The organism is Pseudomonas sp. Marseille-Q5299 (assembly GCF_943737035.1).
Classification (GTDB): Bacteria; Pseudomonadota; Gammaproteobacteria; order Pseudomonadales; family Pseudomonadaceae; genus Aquipseudomonas; species Aquipseudomonas putida_E.
Window position 1 is genome coordinate 138,678 of record NZ_CALSFR010000001.1, and the last position, 13,877, is coordinate 152,554.

Annotated in this window: 13 protein-coding genes; all 13 read right to left on the reverse strand. The window is 65.1% G+C overall.

Going from position 1 to position 13,877, the window contains the following annotated elements:
- Nucleotides 1–218: 218 nt before the first annotated feature.
- Entirely contained in the window at nt 219–914 is a 696-nt protein-coding gene (locus tag NGJ21_RS00655; RefSeq protein ID WP_115274294.1) for a response regulator, read from the reverse strand.
- Nucleotides 911–3,565 carry a DUF4118 domain-containing protein gene (locus NGJ21_RS00660; protein WP_237860535.1) on the reverse strand — a complete coding sequence of 885 codons (2,655 nt, stop codon included), beginning with the start codon at nt 3,563–3,565 and terminating at the stop codon, nt 911–913. Before NGJ21_RS00660 ends, NGJ21_RS00655 begins: the two co-directional genes overlap by 4 nt.
- A 46-nt stretch (nt 3,566–3,611) precedes the next feature.
- A complete protein-coding gene (kdpC, locus tag NGJ21_RS00665; protein ID WP_125924917.1) occupies nt 3,612–4,163 on the reverse strand; it encodes a potassium-transporting ATPase subunit KdpC in 552 nt (183 codons plus the stop codon).
- A gap of 10 nt (nt 4,164–4,173) precedes the next feature.
- On the reverse strand, nt 4,174–6,228 hold the full coding sequence (kdpB, locus tag NGJ21_RS00670) for a potassium-transporting ATPase subunit KdpB (RefSeq protein WP_046785231.1): 2,055 nt from the start codon (nt 6,226–6,228) through the stop codon (nt 4,174–4,176).
- 10 nt (nt 6,229–6,238) lie between these two features.
- On the reverse strand, nt 6,239–7,933 hold the full coding sequence (gene kdpA, locus NGJ21_RS00675; RefSeq protein ID WP_115274292.1) for a potassium-transporting ATPase subunit KdpA: 1,695 nt from the start codon (nt 7,931–7,933) through the stop codon (nt 6,239–6,241).
- 9 nt (nt 7,934–7,942) lie between these two features.
- Nucleotides 7,943–8,032 (reverse strand): K(+)-transporting ATPase subunit F, encoded by a 90-nt coding sequence (gene kdpF, locus NGJ21_RS00680; protein ID WP_039602773.1) that lies wholly within the window; start codon nt 8,030–8,032, stop codon nt 7,943–7,945.
- Between the two features lie 176 nt (nt 8,033–8,208).
- On the reverse strand, nt 8,209–9,261 hold the full coding sequence (locus tag NGJ21_RS00685; RefSeq protein WP_042112064.1) for an AI-2E family transporter: 1,053 nt from the start codon (nt 9,259–9,261) through the stop codon (nt 8,209–8,211).
- 12 nt (nt 9,262–9,273) lie between these two features.
- Complete coding sequence (locus tag NGJ21_RS00690; protein ID WP_119687479.1) at nt 9,274–10,065, reverse strand: DUF4892 domain-containing protein; 792 nt, start codon at nt 10,063–10,065, stop codon at nt 9,274–9,276.
- Between the two features lie 109 nt (nt 10,066–10,174).
- Entirely contained in the window at nt 10,175–11,029 is an 855-nt protein-coding gene (locus NGJ21_RS00695; protein WP_115274290.1) for an alpha/beta hydrolase, read from the reverse strand.
- Complete coding sequence (locus NGJ21_RS00700; RefSeq protein WP_115274289.1) at nt 11,026–11,814, reverse strand: alpha/beta fold hydrolase; 789 nt, start codon at nt 11,812–11,814, stop codon at nt 11,026–11,028. Before NGJ21_RS00700 ends, NGJ21_RS00695 begins: the two co-directional genes overlap by 4 nt.
- A gap of 172 nt (nt 11,815–11,986) precedes the next feature.
- Nucleotides 11,987–12,445, reverse strand: a complete 459-nt coding sequence (gene sixA, locus NGJ21_RS00705; RefSeq protein WP_046785236.1) for a phosphohistidine phosphatase SixA — start codon at nt 12,443–12,445, stop codon at nt 11,987–11,989.
- Entirely contained in the window at nt 12,442–12,789 is a 348-nt protein-coding gene (locus NGJ21_RS00710; protein ID WP_046785237.1) for a DUF4389 domain-containing protein, read from the reverse strand. Before NGJ21_RS00710 ends, sixA begins: the two co-directional genes overlap by 4 nt.
- A gap of 36 nt (nt 12,790–12,825) precedes the next feature.
- Complete coding sequence (locus tag NGJ21_RS00715; protein WP_115274288.1) at nt 12,826–13,851, reverse strand: NAD(P)H-dependent glycerol-3-phosphate dehydrogenase; 1,026 nt, start codon at nt 13,849–13,851, stop codon at nt 12,826–12,828.
- Nucleotides 13,852–13,877 lie beyond the last annotated feature (26 nt).

The following is a 13,877-nucleotide window of genomic DNA, read 5'->3' on the forward strand; positions in this document are numbered from 1 at the left end:
AATTCCCGGCTGTATACCTGTACAAAATAAAATTGGCGTACAAAGAAAAGACCGGCGTTGCCCTAAGGCAACGCCTGACACGGAAGCGTAACTGGGGGCGATGTTGCTGAGTGAAAACGCTCAGTTGGCTGATGGCTGCGACCATTCAGAGGAGAGGGCGCAAGGGAGGGCGTCTCATGGTGCGCAACAACGAAGGTGCAGCTTGACCGGCAATGGCCCTAGCAGGAAGGCGCAACCAGCCTGTACCCCACCCCGGCCTCGGTAATGATGAACCGCGGTGCGGTTGGATCATCCCCCAGCTTCTGCCGCAAGTGCCCCACTACAATCCGCAGATAATGGGTGTTCTCCACGTGCGTCGGGCCCCAGATATCCTTGAGCAACTGCTGCTGGGTAATCACCCGCCCCGGGTGCCCGGCAAGTTGCGCCAGCAACGCATATTCCTTGCGGGTCAGCGCCACCTCAGCGCCCTCAAGCGTCACCTTGCGAAACGCGAAGTCCACGGTCAAAGGCCCGAAACTCGCCGTCACCTCGCTCCCACCCGCTTGCGGTACCTGGCGCAACAGCGCGCGCACCCTGGCCAGAAACTCCTGGATGCCGAACGGCTTGGTCACATAGTCATTGGCCCCGCTATCCAGCGCATCGACCTTCTGCACTTCACTGGCGCGCACCGACAGCACCATTACCGGCACTGCACTCCACTCGCGTAACTCGCGCAGCACCTGCTGCCCGTCCATGTCAGGCAAGCCGAGGTCAAGCACCACCAGGTCAGGCTTGGCCAAGGCAGCCTGAGCCAGCCCTTCGCTACCGGTGGCCGCCTCGATCACCTTGTAGCCCTGAGAGGCCAAGCTGATGCGCAGGAACTTGCGGATCTGCGGTTCATCGTCGATGACCAGGAGGGTGGCGGACTGGCTCATGGGGTTTCGCTTTCGGCTTCGGGTTGTGGGGGCAGCGGCAAGCATAAAGTGATGCAGGTGCCATGGCCATCGATGCCTTCGCTGACCAGGATCTGCCCACCATGGGCGCCGATCATGCCCTGGCAGATCGCCAGGCCCAGGCCGGTGCCCTGCCCGCCTCGGTCGCCGCGGGCCGCGGTGTAGAACATGTCGAAGATTTTCTCGCGTTCAGGCACGGGGATGCCAGGCCCTTGGTCGCTGACCGCGAACCGCAATTGCTCGTCGTGCACCGACACCTGCAGTTCGAGGCGGCCCTGGGCGGGCGAAAAGCGCGCTGCGTTTTCCAGCACGTTGATCAGCGCCTGCTCGATCAGCGCGGCGTGCACGAACAGCAACGGCAACTCGGCGGGCACCTCGGTGTGCACCCGCAGGGGCGCGAGCACCACGCGTAGGCGGTTCAGGGCACTGCCGACGATATCGGCCGGAGCGACCCAGTCGCGGGCCAGCTTGAGGCCGCCGTGGCCCAGACGGGTCATGTCGAGCAGGTTCTGGATATAGCGGTCAAGGCGTTCGGCTTCGTTGCGGGTACCCTCCAACAGTTCGCGGCGGTCTTCGGTGGGGATGGCTTCGCCCAGCGCCAGCAGGCTGTCGATACTGCCACGCATGGCGGTCAGCGGAGTACGCAAGTCGTGGGAGACAGAGGCCAGCAACGCGCTGCGCAACTGCTCGGTCTCGCCGTGCAGACGGGCGGCTTCCAGTTGTTCGGCCAGGCGAGCCCGGGCGAGGGCCTGGGCCAGCGGTTGACCAAGCGCCATGAGCAGCCGGCGCCGCTGGGCACTGAGAGGTTCGCCGGACTGGGGGCGGACACCGAGCATGGCCAAGGGATGATCGTCGACGGTCAACGGCCACCACCACCATCGGCCATCAGGCAGGGTGTCGCTGCCATGGCCGGCGGCCTGCCCATGTTGCCAGGCCCATTCGGCGGCGGCGCGTTCGTTGTCGCTCAGGGCCTGGGCCTGGCCGCTGGCCACGTGCAACTGCCCTTCGGGATTGCGTTCGAGCAGGCACACGTGCACGTCCTGCCAGCCATTGAGGTGCTGGCCGGCGGCGTTGAATACGGCTTGCCGGTCGGTGGCGACCGTAAGCCGTCGCGACAGGTCAAGCAGCTGGTTGGTCTGCGCCTGGGTTTCGCGAAGGGCCTGCAACTGCCGGCGCTGACGCGCAGCGAGGTTGCCGGTAAGCGCAGCCATGAACAGGAAGAACACCAGCGTCAGCACGTCTTCTTCGCGCTGGATGCTGAAGGAAAAATTCGGCGGGATGAACAGGAAGTCGTAGGTCAGGAATGACAAGGCAGCACAGGCCAAGGCCGGGCCCAGGCTGCTGCGCACCGCAACCAGAAGTACGGCGGCAAGGAACACCAGCGAAATATTGGGCAGCGCCAACACGCTCGACACCACCCAGGACAACCCCGTCGCCAGCACGGTCGCGGCCAGTGCCAACAGATAGTGGCGCCATACCCACACCCGCCGCGCGGCCGAACTTGTCGGTGCCGGCTGGGCATCGCGGTCAAGCACGTTGATCTCAAGCCCGTGGCTTTCGCGCAGCAACCGCGCAGCCACGCCTGCGCCGAACAGTCGACGACGCAGGCGGTCCCGCGACTGACCTACCAGCACCAGGCTGGCTCGGCGCTCGCCGGCATGCTGGATCAGCGTGCGTGCCACCTCGCCTGCGCGCAGCAGCACCACTTCCCCGCCCAGGCGCTCAGCCAGTTGTTGAGCCGCCTGCAAACGCTGCCGTGCGGTTTCGTCGCGCAGCCGCCCGTTGTCCACATGCACCAGGCTCCAGGGCAAATGCCGACGCTGCGCAACCCGGCTGGCATGGCGCACCAGGCGTTCGGCCTGATCGTCACCATCGACACCCACCAGCAGACGCCCGCGCAGGGCCGGCGCCTCTTGCCCACGCTGACGGTAGCCGTGGGCCAGGTCGGCATCGACCTGCGCGGCGGCGGCCTGCATGGCCAGCTCACGCAGCGCGGTGAGGTTGGTCTGGGAAAAATAGGCATCGATCGCAGCCCGAGCCTGCTCGGGCACGTAGACTTTGCCCTCACGCAGACGTTCGAGCAGCTCGCGTGGCGGCAGGTCGATCAGCACCAGCTCGAAAGACTCCTGCAGCACCCAGTCCGGCAGCGTTTCACGCACGTGCACGCCAGTGATGTCGCGCACCTTGTCGTTGAGGCTTTCCAGGTGCTGGACGTTGACCGTGGTGTACACATCGATCCCGGCGGCCAGCAGTTCCTGAACGTCTTGCCAGCGTTTGGCGTGGCGGCTGCCCGGGGCGTTGCTGTGGGCCAGCTCATCGACCAAGGCCAGGCCGGGGGCGGCCTTCAGCAGGCCGTCAAGGTCCATTTCCTCCAGGGTGACACCTCGGTATTCGCTGCGTAGCAGAGGATGCTGGGCGAGGCCTGAGAGGAGTGATTCGGTTTCGGCACGACCGTGGGTTTCGACTACGCCTGCCAGTACCTGCACGCCCTGGCGCTGTTGGGCGTGGGCGGCCTGGAGCATGGCGTAGGTCTTGCCTACGCCAGGGGCTGCACCGAGAAATACCTTGAGCCTGCCACGGCCTTCGCGCGGCAGGTTGGCCAACAGCGCGTCTGCGCGGGCTGCGTCACTCATGCTTCATCCTTCAGTGGTGCCACGATCGGCATTGTCCGGGCCTGCTTCATCGCGCCAATTTGCTCAAGGCCTGGTTAAGTGCCAGAACGTTGACCACAGGCGGCCCGATCAATGGGTGGAGGGTGGCCCCTTCCAGCAGGGCTTGCAAGCGCTCTACCGGTATCTGGCGCGCCGCCGCCACCCGCGGAATCTGGTAGGCCACGGCCTGCGGTGGCAAATGCGGGTCCAGGCCACTGCCCGAGGTGGTCAGCAAGGCTTGGGGCACCGGCCCCTGCCCTGCCTGATACAGCTTCGCGGCATCGCCCGCTACCCGTTCAGCCAGCGCCGGGTTGCTTGGCGACAGGTTGCTGGCACTGCTGGCCACGGTGGCATAAGCCCCCGCCGAAGGCCGCGAATGAAACCAGCCATCCCCCTGAAAATCCTGGGCGATCAGTGCCGAGCCGCGCACCTGGCCCTGCTCATCGCGGACCAGGCTGCCATTGGCCTGTTCCGGAAAAACCACTTGGGCAACACCGGTCACCGCCAGCGGATACAGCGCGCCGGTGACCACCGCCAACAACAGGATCAGGCTCAACGCCGGGCGTACATATGTGTTCATGGTGGCCTCCTCAGACCAGGTGCAAAGCGTTGAGCAACAGGTCGATCAGCTTGATCCCGGCAAATGGCACGATGATGCCGCCCAGGCCGTAGATCAGCAGGTTGCGCCGCAGCAGATGGGCAGCACTGGCCGCCTGCACGCGCACGCCACGCAGCGCCAGGGGGATCAGTACGATGATGATCAGCGCGTTGAACACGATGGCCGAGAGGATCGCACTCTGCGGGCTGGCCAGCTGCATCAGGTTGAGCACGCCCAGTTGCGGATAAATGGCGGCGAACAACGCCGGCAGGATGGCAAAGTACTTGGCCACGTCATTGGCGATGGAAAACGTGGTCAGCGCGCCACGGGTCACCAGCAGCTCTTTACCGACCTGGACCACGTCCAGCAGCTTGGTCGGGTCGCTGTCCAGATCGACCATGTTGGCGGCTTCGCGCGCGGCCTGGGTGCCGTCGTTCATGGCCATGCCCACGTCAGCCTGGGCCAGGGCCGGGGCATCGTTGGCACCGTCGCCGCACATGGCCACCAGGCGGCCGTCGTTCTGCTCCTGACGGATGCGCGCCAGCTTCTTCTCCGGTGTGGCTTCGGCCAGCACGTCATCAACACCGGCCTCGGCGGCGATGGCCGCGGCCGTCAGCGGGTTGTCGCCGGTCACCATCACCGTGCGGATACCCAGCTTGCGCAGCTCGGCGAAGCGTTCGCGGATGCCAGGCTTGACCACGTCCTTGAGGTGGATCACACCGAGCAGGCGCTTGTCCACGCACACCAGCAGCGGCGTACCACCACTCTGGGCGATGCGTTCAACTTCGCGGGCCAGCGCCAGGGGCATTTCCAGGCGCTGCATGCCGACGAAGGCGAGGACTGCATCAACGGCGCCCTTGCGGTAGCGATGCTGCTGGAAATCGATGCCCGACAGGCGTGTCTCGGCACTGAAGGCAATGGCGTCGAACTGCCCCACGCCCGGTTCGACGAAGTCATGCAGCTGGCGCAGGTACTCGACAATCGACTTGCCTTCGGCCGTGTCATCGGCCAGCGACGCGAGCAAGGCGCCCTCGCCCAGCTCCTTGGCGGTCACCCCGGTGGCTGCATGCAGGGCGCTGCAACGGCGGTTGCCAAAGGTGATGGTGCCGGTCTTGTCGAGCATCAGCGTGTGCACGTCACCGGCCGCCTCCACGGCACGGCCCGAGCGGGCGATCACGTTAAGGCGCACCAGGCGATCCATGCCAGCGATGCCGATGGCCGAGAGCAGGCCACCAATGGTGGTCGGGATCAGCGTCACCAGCAGTGCAGCCAGGAAAATCAGTGGCAGACTGCCGCCGGCGAAGTGGGCGAATGGCTGCAGCGTGACCACTACGATCAGGAAGATCAACGTCAGGCCGATCAGCAGAATGTCCAGCGCGATTTCGTTGGGCGTCTTCTGTCGCTTGGCGCCTTCGACCAGGGCGATCATGCGGTCCAGGGTCGACTCGCCAGGGTTGCTGGTGATGCGAATGAGCAACCAGTCGGAAACCAACCGGGTATTGCCAGTGACGGCCGAGCGGTCACCGCCGGATTCGCGAATCACCGGCGCAGACTCACCGGTGATGGCCGCTTCGTTGACCGCAGCGATGCCCTCGAGCACCTCGCCGTCACCCGGGATCATCTCACCGGCCACGACACGGACTACGTCGTCCTTGCGCAACTGCGCAGCGGCAACGGTCTCGAATGTGCCGTCGCGCATGCGTCGCTCTGCGGTCAGCCCTTGGCTGCCGGCCTTGAGGCTGTCGGCGCGGGCCTTGCCGCGGCCTTCTGCCAGGGCTTCGGCAAAGTTGGCGAACAGCACGGTGAACCACAGCCACACCGCGATCTGCACGGCAACGCCGGTGCTCACGTTAGTGCCGGGGGCAAAGCACAGCACGGTGGTCAGGACGGCAGTCAGCGCGACCACCAGCATGACCGGCGAGCGCTTGAGCTGACGCGGGTCAAGCTTGACGAATGCTTGCACCAGCGCCGGGCGCCACAGCGCGGCGAAGCGGGTCTGGTCCTTGGCGCTGTGCCGGGCGTTCACTTCAGGAATGGGCATGTTCATGGTCGGTTCCTCAGAAACCCAGGCTCAGGTGTTCAGCGATTGGCCCAAGGGCCAGGGCCGGCAGGAAGGTCAGGCCGCCCACCAGCAGGATGGTCACCAGCAGCAGGCCGGTGAACAGCGGGCCGTGGGTAGGGAAGCTGTTCAGCCCTTGCGGCGCGCTTTTTTTCGCTGCCAGGCTTCCGGCCAAGGCCAGGATCGGCAGGATGTAGCCAAAGCGGCCGATGAGCATGGCCAGGCCGATCATCACGTTGTGGAACACGGTGTTGGCGCCGAACCCGGCGAACGCCGAGCCGTTGTTCGCGGCGCCCGAGGTGTAGGCGTACAGCAACTGGCTGAAACCATGTGCACCCGGATTGCTGACCGCGCCGGCAGGGCCCGGCAGGCTGGCGGCAATGGCACCAAGCACCAGCACGCCGACCGGCATCACCAGCAAGGTTGCCACCAACAGTTGCACTTCCCGGGCCTGCAGTTTCTTGCCGAGGTATTCCGGGGTGCGGCCGATCATCAAACCTGCCAGGAACACCGCGATCAGCACGAACAGCAACATGCCGTAGAGCCCCGCGCCAACGCCGCCGAAAATCACCTCGCCGACCATCATGTTGACCATGGCGACCATGCCGGTAAGCGGGTTGAGGCTGTCGTGCATGGCGTTGACCGACCCGTTGGACGCTGCGGTGGTGGCTACCGTCCACAACACCGAGCCGGTAGTGCCGAAGCGGCTTTCCTTGCCCTCCAGGGGTGCGCTCTGCTGAACCTGCGCGCTGTCCAGCGCCGGGTTGGGCTGGTGCTCCGACCACAGCGCGGTCGCGCCGCCAATCAGGAACAGGCCCAGCATGCAGGCCAGAATCGCGCGGCTTTGGCGCAGGTCCTTGACGTAATGGCCGAAGGTGAAGACCAGGGCGGCCGGGATCAGGATGATCGAAGCCACCTCGAACAGGTTGCTCCAGGCCGTTGGGTTCTCGAACGGGTGTGACGAGTTGACGCCGAAGAAGCCGCCGCCGTTGGTCCCCAATTGCTTGATGGCGATCTGGCTGGCGGCAGGGCCGAGCGGAATCGTCTGGTCAGCACCTTGCAGGGTCACCGCATGGGCGTAGTCGGCGAAGGTCTGCGGCACACCCTGCCAGACCAGCAGCAGCGCGAGCACCAGGCACAACGGCAACAGGCCGTAAAGGGTGGCACGGGTCATGTCGACCCAGAAGTTGCCAATACTGCTGGTCGAGCGCCGGGAGATGCCGCGGCACAAGGCGACCAGCACGGCCAGCCCGGTAGCGGCGCTTACGAAGTTCTGCACGGTCAGGCCGAGCATCTGGCTCAGGTAACTGACCGAGGCTTCACCGCTGTAAGCCTGCCAGTTGGTGTTGGTGACAAAGCTCACCGCAGTGTTGAAAGCCAGCGACCATTCCTGGCCGGGCAGGTGTTGCGGGTTGAGCGGCAGGTAACCTTGCAGTAAAAGTACGCTGAAGAGCAGCACGAAACCGGCCAGGTTGAACGCCAGCAGCGCCAGGGCGTACTGCTTCCAGTTCTGTTCCTGATCGGCGCGCACGCCGGCCAGCCGATAGCAGCCCCGCTCCACCGGCCCAAGTAGCGGCGTCAGCCAAGTCCGCTGGCCCTCCATGACGTTGAAGTAGAAGCGCCCGAGCCAGGGTGCCGGCAGCAGCACGATGGCGAAAAACGCCAGCAGCAACGCGAAGTCATAACTGTGCATGGCCGCTCCCTAGCTGCGATCGGCGCGCAGCAGCGCCATCAGCAGGTAAACCGCCAACGCCACTGCCAGTAGCAGTGACAGCCCGTCGAGCATGTTCATGTGTGGATCTCCCCTGGTTACGGCTTGGGCCGCTTTGGGGGAATTGTCCAAGGGAGGGGCGTAAAGGGGCGAGATCGAGGGGTGGGGCTGGAAATAAAGAATGCGTAAAGATCAGATTTGTCGTGTTACCTGCACCGGCCCATGCGCAGGGCAAGCCCGCCCGGGCCGACGCAAGGTTAACGTTGTGGCGTTGGCTGCCCGGCGTTGCGGCTCCAGTCCAGCAGCAGGCTATACCCTACCGCCAGCAGGGTTGGCCCGATGAACAGGCCAATGAAGCCAAAGGCAATCAAACCGCCAAACACCCCGAGCAGCACGATCACCAGCGGCAGGTTGCCGCCCCTGCTGATCAGGTAAGGCTTGAGCACGTTGTCCACGCCACTGATGACGAAGGTGCCCCAGATACCCAGGAACACCGCCATGCCGTACTCACCCTGCCATACCAGCCAGGCAGTTGCGGGTATCCACGCCAGTGGCGGCCCCATGGGGATCAGGCTGAGCATGAAGGTGACCAGGCCCAGCACGATGGCCCCCGGCACACCGGCGATCAGGAAGCCGATCAAGGCCAGCAGTGCCTGTGCCGCCGCAGTACCGATCACCCCGTTGACCACCCGTTGCACGGTGCCCGCCACCAGCTCCAGGTAATACTCGGCGCGCTCACCTACAAGGCGGTTCAGCAAACGCAGGACGAACGCCGCCAGGCGCGGGCCGTCACGATAGAAGAAGAACACGAAGACCAGGCTCAGCGTCAGCTCCAGCACACCACTGCCGATCTGCGCACTGCGTGCCAGCAACCAGTTGCCGACCTGGCCCAGGTGAGGCTTGACCGACGCGATCAGCGCGGCGCCCTGCTGGTCGAGAGACTGCCAGCCGCTGACCAGGCGTTCACCGACCAGGGGAATGCCGCCCAGCCACGCGGGGGCATCAGGCAAGCCATCGACCTGCACGTCGCGCACGAAGGCGGTGGCGTCCCGAACATGGTCGGCGAGGTTGAAGCCCAACCACACCAACGGCAAGGCCACGATGAGTATCCAGGCCGAGGTCAGCAGGCCTGCCGCCAGTGTTTCACGCCCACCCAGTGCGCGTGTCAGCAGGCGCATCAGCGGCCAGCTGGCAAACGCCAGGATAGCCCCCCACAACAACGCGGAAATGAAAGGTGCCATCACCCACAACGCAGCGCCGAGCAAGGTCAGCAGGATAATCTGGATCAGCAGGCGATCATTGTTGGCCATGGTGGCGCTCATTCAACGGATCAGTTCCAGGTGCAGGCCATCGGTGGGGGCATTGCCGACTTCGAGCCGGTTGCTGCGTACACCGGCCCTGACCAGCTGCTCGCGCCAGACCTCAGCCTGGGGACCGCTGAGGCTTGCACGCAACGTGCTGTCCAGGTTCAGGCTGCGACCCAACAAGGTCACCCAGGAAGGTTGCGGCACAGCCAGGTCGGGGTAGTCGAGCTTGCCCGTGTCGCGCATTTCGCGCAGCACCGTAGCCGGCGTAGGCATCAGTTCACCCAGCGGGCTGCTGGCGACGAACTCTTCCACGTGCAGGTAGGCGCGGCGGTTGCCGCGGGTAACGCTGTAAAGCGCTACCAGGGTGTCTGCCTCTTTGGCGGAGCGGCGCAGGAGGATGAACGCCTGCTGCTCGTCACCGCCATTGAGCCGCGCGCTGCCGAATACCTCATTGCCCCACAGGCTGGCTTCGCCACAATCGCGGCCCTGACACCAGAACAATGGGTAACCGCCATCGCGCTGCAACGCTTCGCGGGCACTGGTGAAGGCTTCACGAGCCGTACGCTCGGCCGGCAGTTCGTAAGTGATGGAACTTACCTGCCCTCGGCTCTCGACCTTGTCATCCACGCGCAGACGGCCGCTGATCTTGCGTAGCGGGCCCATTGGGTAGACCCGCTCCTGCTCGACTGCCGGGCGTTGTTCGACCACTTTGGCATCCACGGGCACGGGCAGGGCGCCGGCCCACAGCAGCGGGCTTACGAGCGCCAGGCAGGCGCCGGCAGTACGAATCATGACGGGCACGCTCATCGGCGACCCGCGCGGCGGCGAGCGCCGTAATGAAGCTCCAGGATGTCTGGCAGTTGCATGGTTGTCTCCCTGTTCAACCCGCCAAGCCTCGACACTTGTCCGGCTCAAGTCAAGCAAAGCCAAAGAAGCGATTGATACAGTCTGCGACAAGGGCCGCGCCGTGTTCATCGTTCAGGTGCAGATGATGGCCACCGGGCAGCACCTTCTGTTCAAAGGGTAGCTGTTGCAGCAGCTCAGCGTGGCGCGCCAGCATGCCGTCGGCCGCCACCACCAGGCACGCCGGGCAGTTCACCCGGCGCACGTAGGCCATGGCCTGGGCATGGCTCAAGCGCACCGGCGATGGCAACGTCAGGCGGCTGTCACTGCGCCAACTGTAACCGCCAGGCACCGGCATCAGGCCGCGCTGGGCGAGCAACTCGGCAGCGTCCCGGCTGACCGCGACCATGCCCTTCATGCGCGCCTGCACGCCCTCCTCCAGGGTCTTGTAGACCGACTTGCGTTTGCCATCCAGGCGCAACTGGGCTTGCAGCGCCAACCCCAGGCGCTCGCCGGCATCCGCTTCGGCGCCGGTCGGCGGGATGACGCCGTCGATCAGCGCCAGATGGCTGACCCGCTCTGGCAGGGCGGCGGCCAGCTGCACAGAAATGATCGCCCCCAGCGAATGCCCCAACAGGGCAAACCGTTGCCAGCCCAGTTGTTCGGCAACCCGCAGTACATCATGGGCGTAGTCGGCCAGCGCATAGCCGGCGCCTGGCGGGCGGTGCTGCGAGTAGCCATGCCCGGCAAGGTCCAGGGCGAGGATGCGCAGGCCTTTCAATTGCGGTGCGAGGCGGGCAAAACTGTTGGCATTGTCCAGCCAGCCATGCAGGGCGATCACCGGCAGGCCGTCTTCGGGGCCGAACAGGTGAGCAGCCAGCTCGATATGACCCAGGCTGAGGCGGACTTCCTCCACGTGGGCACTCATGCCTGGCCCCAGCGGTCGAACAGGCCTTTGATCAGGCTGGCAGTGTCCGTCGGCCGCTCCAGGGGGAACATGTGCCCACCGGGTACGCTGTGGTACTCGCCCTTGGGCATGCCGCGCACAGCCAGCGTGTGGTGGCGACGAATCACGTTGCTGCGCTCACCCCGCACCATCGCCAGTGGCACCTGAAGCTGCCGCGCAGGGGCCGGGCTTGCGTGAGGGATGCTGCGGTAGATGCTGATTTCGGTAGCCGGATCGAAGCGCAGGCGTACCCCCTGCTCCATGTCTTGCAGGCCATGCTCGAGGTAGGCTTCCAGGCAGTCGGGGTCGAAATGCCGGAACAGCTTTTTGCTGGCGAAATAGTCCCGTGCGCTGGCGCGGTCGCTGAACGCCTCGCGCCGGCCCAGCGTGCGGCCTGCAGGGGTGATGCGGTCAATGAAGCCAAAGCGCTTGGCGGTGCGCAGCAACCACTGATCGGCGCGGGTCAGCACCGGTGAGTCAAGCATGACCACACCGCGGTAGTAAGCAGGACACCGCAGGGCTGCATGCAGGTGCAGCACACCACCCAGCGAGTGGCCGACACCCCACACCGGCTGATCCTGCCTGGCCAGGTGGTGTAAAAGCTCATCCACCAGGCTCTGCCAGTTCTCATTCACCGGAAAACGGGGGTCATGGGCATGCTGGGGCAGATGCTGCACCTGGTAATCCGGCGCCAGGGCCGCGAACAGCTTGCCGTAGGTGGCCGACGGAAAGCCGTTGGCATGGGCGAAGAAGATCTGCTGCGACATGGCACCTGGTCCGGTACGAGGATGATGGCCCATTGTCGGCATCCCGCGGGCGCTCGGCAACGTCCGTAAAGGTCATCGGCGAGGGCGATCAGGTCACCAGGCGCTGACGAAGCCGGGCTGCGAGTAATCGGCTGGGGCACGGCAACAGGCGCAAACGCCCGTTGCCGATCAATCAAGGGGCGTGCTGCAGGGCCTGCAGGGTCATCAGCCCCGCCAGCGGCCAGTCGCCTTCAAGCTGCGCCAGGCTGGCGGTGCTCAAAGGCGCAGGCTGTTGCGCGTGGCCATGCTCCAGCATGCCGACCAGCGCACCCACCAACGGCTGGTGGCTGACCAGCAATACGTGCTCAAGCCCCAGGCGTTCGAGTTCAGCGATCACCTCCTGCACATTGCTGTCGGGCGTCAGCCAGGGCACGGTGCGCACCGGCTCGGCGAAACCGAGGGTGTCATGCACCAGGGCGGCCGTTTGTTGAGCACGCACGTAGGGGCTGGCAATGATGGCCTGCAGCGGCTGGCCGAGCAGATGCGCAGCACTGTGCAGCACCTGCTCGCGGCCGTGGGCAGTCAGGCGCCGCTCGGCGTCGGTGTTGGCCCTGGGCTCTGCCTCACCGTGGCGCAATACCCACAGCTTCACAGTTTGGGCTCCTCATCGCGCACCGGGTGGGGTGCAGGGGCAACGGCATGCGGCGCTTCGCCTTCCGGCGCACGCGGTGTGGGCCAGTCTGCGAAAGGCCACGGCTTGCTGTCGGTATGGAAGGTGCCAAAGCGACCGATCTGCGCCAGGTACTGGCTCAGGCTGTCGCCGAAGTTCATCAGGCTGGCGCTCGGTGCGCCGTAGATCAGACGGTAGATGAGCTGCACCAGCACCAGGCCGCCGAGCAGCAGCTCGGCCAGTTGCCACACCACCAGAAACACCAGCATCCACAGCACGCGCAGGATGATCGACTCGCGCTGGGCGCGCTCAGGGGTATCGTTCATGTGTCGCTCCTTGTTCTGTTCAAAGCCGCTAAAGGCTCAGTTGAAACCGCTGATGGAAATGAAGTCGACGTCGGTCTTGGGCTCGGCGCGCATCAGGCGCTCGATCACCTGGTTCAGCGTGCGGCCTTCGAAGAGGATGGCATGCAGCCCTGCTACCAGCGGCATGTAGACCTGGACCTCTTCAGCCTTGGCCTTGAGCACCTTGAGGGTATTGACCCCTTCGGCCACCTCGCCCAGGCGACTGACCGCCTGCTCCAGCGTCAAGCCCTGGCCCAGGGCGTGACCGACCTGGTAGTTGCGGCTCTTGGGCGAAGAACAGGTGACGATCAGGTCGCCGACCCCGGCAAGGCCGAGGAAGGTCATGGGGTTGGCGCCCTGGCTCACGGCGAAACGAGTCATTTCGGCCAGCGCACGGGTAATCAGCATGCTCTTGGTGTTTTCGCCCATGCCCAGCGCCACGGCCATGCCAGCAATGATCGCATAGACGTTCTTCAGAGCCCCACCCAGCTCGACACCGAAGCGGTCGCTGCTGGCGTAGACCCGGAAGGTACTCCCGTGCAATACCGCCTGCACGCGCTGGCAGAGGTCTTCATCTTCACTGGCGACCACGGTAGCGGTGAGCGCATGCTCAGCGATCTCGCGGGCCAGGTTTGGCCCGGACAACACACCGATTCGCGCATCGGGCGCGATCTCTTCGAGGATCTGGCTCATCAGCTTGAAGCTCTGCGCTTCGATGCCTTTGGTCAGGCTGACCAGGCATTTGCCGCGCAGCAACCCGGCATGCGGGGCCAAAACGCTGCGCAAGGCGCTGGAGGGCAGCGCGACGAAGATCAGGTCGCTGTAGTGCAACGTGGCCAGCAGGTCGTTGACCGGCTCGACGCCGTCATGCAGACGGATGCCTTTGAGGTAGCGCGGGTTTTCGCGATTGACGCGCATGGCCTCGGCCTGCTCAGGGTCACGCATCCATTGGCGTACCGGCACGCCGTTCTGCGCCAGCAGGTTCGCCACGGCGGTGCCGAAGCTGCCGCCTCCCAGAACTGCAACAGGTTGCTGTTCAGTCATATTCAATCCGTTAAAGCCATAAGTTA

Coding starts and splice junctions, on each gene's coding strand:
- NGJ21_RS00655 (WP_115274294.1), bottom strand. CDS start 914: ATGAGCCAGTCCGCCACCCTCCTGGTCATCGACGATGAACCGCAGATC.
- NGJ21_RS00660 (WP_237860535.1), bottom strand. CDS start 3,565: ATGAGTGACGCAGCCCGCGCAGACGCGCTGTTGGCCAACCTGCCGCGC.
- kdpC (WP_125924917.1), bottom strand. CDS start 4,163: ATGAACACATATGTACGCCCGGCGTTGAGCCTGATCCTGTTGTTGGCG.
- kdpB (WP_046785231.1), bottom strand. CDS start 6,228: ATGAACATGCCCATTCCTGAAGTGAACGCCCGGCACAGCGCCAAGGAC.
- kdpA (WP_115274292.1), bottom strand. CDS start 7,933: ATGCACAGTTATGACTTCGCGTTGCTGCTGGCGTTTTTCGCCATCGTG.
- kdpF (WP_039602773.1), bottom strand. CDS start 8,032: ATGAACATGCTCGACGGGCTGTCACTGCTACTGGCAGTGGCGTTGGCG.
- NGJ21_RS00685 (WP_042112064.1), bottom strand. CDS start 9,261: ATGGCCAACAATGATCGCCTGCTGATCCAGATTATCCTGCTGACCTTG.
- NGJ21_RS00690 (WP_119687479.1), bottom strand. CDS start 10,065: ATGAGCGTGCCCGTCATGATTCGTACTGCCGGCGCCTGCCTGGCGCTC.
- NGJ21_RS00695 (WP_115274290.1), bottom strand. CDS start 11,029: ATGAGTGCCCACGTGGAGGAAGTCCGCCTCAGCCTGGGTCATATCGAG.
- NGJ21_RS00700 (WP_115274289.1), bottom strand. CDS start 11,814: ATGTCGCAGCAGATCTTCTTCGCCCATGCCAACGGCTTTCCGTCGGCC.
- NGJ21_RS00710 (WP_046785237.1), bottom strand. CDS start 12,789: ATGAACGATACCCCTGAGCGCGCCCAGCGCGAGTCGATCATCCTGCGC.
- NGJ21_RS00715 (WP_115274288.1), bottom strand. CDS start 13,851: ATGACTGAACAGCAACCTGTTGCAGTTCTGGGAGGCGGCAGCTTCGGC.